2 protein-coding genes are annotated in these 2,375 nt (G+C 69.6%); both read left to right on the top strand.

Going from position 1 to position 2,375, the window contains the following annotated elements; translation table 11 throughout:
• Positions 1 to 235: 235 nt before the first annotated feature.
• On the top strand, positions 236 to 1,246 hold the full coding sequence (gene adhP / locus RBH18_RS43595) for an alcohol dehydrogenase AdhP (RefSeq protein WP_306216394.1): 1,011 nt from the start codon (positions 236 to 238) through the stop codon (positions 1,244 to 1,246).
• A 129-nt stretch (positions 1,247 to 1,375) separates the two neighbouring features.
• On the top strand, positions 1,376 to 2,375 hold a 1,000-nt coding region (locus RBH18_RS43590), incomplete at its 3' end, for a pyruvate formate lyase family protein (RefSeq protein ID WP_306216393.1).

Here is a 2,375-nt window from a genome sequence, read left to right as displayed (position 1 = left end):
GCCTCGCGCTGCGCCGGCGGCCCGCCATCGGCACGGTGACGATGGGTCCCGGCGGCTGGATCAGCCTCAAGCACAGTGCGCGGCCGGCGCTGAGGGCGAGCCGCACGGCGAGGCCGTGGTGGGCCCGCCTCCTCCGCGCCCGCCGGTTGGTCGTGGAGCGTTGAGCGGGTCGTTCGGCCCTACTGACGACGTTCGCGGCCGACCACGCTGAAGACAGCGACCGAAGGAGAATGTCATGCGTGCAGCCGTCGTCACCAGCTTCACCGAACCGCTGGCCGTCCGGGAGGTCCCGACCCCGCAGCCCGGTGACGGGCAGATCCTCGTCCGCATCGAGGCCAGCGGCCTGTGCCACACCGACATCCACGCCGCCCGCGGTGACTGGCCGGTCAAGCCGGCTCCCCCGTTCATCCCCGGCCACGAGGGCGTGGGCATCGTCGACAAGGTCGGTCCGGGCGTCACCGAGCACACCGTCGGTGACCGCGTCGCCGTCCCGTGGCTCGGGCACGCCTGCGGCACGTGCAAATACTGCGTGACCGGCTGGGAGACGCTGTGCGAGGCACAACTCAACACCGGATACTCCCTGGACGGCGGGCACGCCGAGTACCTGATCAGCGATGCCCGCTTCGCCGTCGAGGTCCCGGCCGGCATCGACCCGGCCGAGGCCGCACCTCTGACCTGCGCCGGGGTCACGACGTACAAGGCGGTCAAGGTCGGCGGAGTGACCCCCGGGGACCGAGTGGCGATCTTCGGCATCGGCGGACTCGGGCACCTCGCCCTGCAGTACGCCCAGATCTTCGGCGGAGAGACCATAGCCATTGACGTCACGGAGGAGAAGCTCGCTCTGGCCAAGCACCTGGGCGCCACCCGAGTCGTCAACGCCACCGCGGTGGACGCCGTGCGGCTCACCGACCAGATAGGTCCTGTCGACGTCGCGGTCGTCCTCGCCGCCGACCGCAGTGTCCTCGAGCAGGCCCACGCCTGCCTGCGCCCCGGTGGACGCCTGATCCTGGTGTCGATGCCGAAGGACAACACCATGTCGCTGCCGATCTTCCAGACCGTGCTGAAGGGTATCCGGGTCATCGGCTCCATCGTCGGAACCCGCGCCGACCTGGCCGAGGTCTTCAAGCTGCACGCCGCCGGGCGCACCAAGGTGTGCTTCGAGACCCGCCCGCTGGAGCAGATCAACACCGCGATCGAGGAGGTGCTCGCCGGCCGGGTTCCGGCCCGGCTGGTCCTGCTCCCCTAGACCACACCCCCGGGCCGGCGAGATCGCGCCCGCACCCGGAGGTCCCGGACGGTCCCGACCGTCCGGGACCTCCGGCCCTGACCGGCGGGGTCTTGCTCGGCAAGGCTGAGAGGAGACGAAGGAGGGGCCATGACCATCACACCGCGGGACGCCTGGCGCGGATTCCTCGGCACCGGCTGGCGGGAGACGATCGACGTCGGCGCGTTCATCCACGACAACATCGAGCCGTACGCCGGGGACGCTTCGTTCCTGACCGGACCGACGCCCCGCACGCAGCGGATCTGGCGGCAGCTGCAGCGGATGTTCGCCGAGGAACGCCGGCGCGGGATCTACGACGTGGACACCCACACCCCCTCCACGATCACCTCGCACGAGCCCGGCTACCTCGACCGCGACCACGAGCTGATCGTCGGCCTGCAGACCAGCTCGCCGCTGCGCCGCGCGATCATGCCCAGCGGCGGCCTGCGCATGGTGGAGAACGGCCTGGCCGCGTACGGCTTCGGTCTCGACCCGCACGTGAAGGCCATCTTCAGCCAGTACCGCAAGACCCACAACGACGGGGTCTTCGACGCTTATCCCGCCGATGTCAAGGCTGCCCGCCGCTCGCACATCATCACCGGGCTGCCCGACGCGTACGGCCGTGGCCGGATCATTGGCGACTACCGGCGCGTAGCGCTCTACGGCGTGGACCGGCTCATCATCGAACGTCGAGCGGTCAAAGCGTCACTCGACGGACAGCTCTCCTCGGAGGACGTGATCCGCGACCGCGAGGAACTCGCCGAACAGATCCGCGCTCTCGAGGAATTGCGGTTCATGGCCGGCCGCTACGGCCACGACATCTCCGGCCCTGCCACCACCGGCCGCGAAGCGATCCAGTGGCTCTACTTCGCCTACCTGGCCGCCACCAAGGAGCAGAACGGCGCGGCCATGTCGCTCGGGCGCACAGCCTCCTTCGCCGACATCTACCTGCAGCGCGACATCGCCGAAGGGACATTGACCGAGCAGCAGGCGCAGGAGCTGATCGACGACTTCGTCATCAAGCTACGCATCATCCGGTTCCTGCGCACCCCCGAGTACGACCAGCTGTTCTCGGGCGACCCGACCTGGGTGACCGAATCGCTCGGCGGCA

Origin of the sequence: Actinoplanes oryzae (assembly GCF_030757795.1) — a bacterium.
Lineage (GTDB): Bacteria > Actinomycetota > Actinomycetes > Mycobacteriales > Micromonosporaceae > Actinoplanes.
This window is presented reverse-complemented; position numbering and strand designations above follow the sequence as displayed.

Bases quoted from the DNA above. Each gene is read 5' to 3' on its own strand.
- adhP (WP_306216394.1), top strand. From the start codon at position 236: ATGCGTGCAGCCGTCGTCACCAGCTTCACCGAACCGCTGGCCGTCCGG.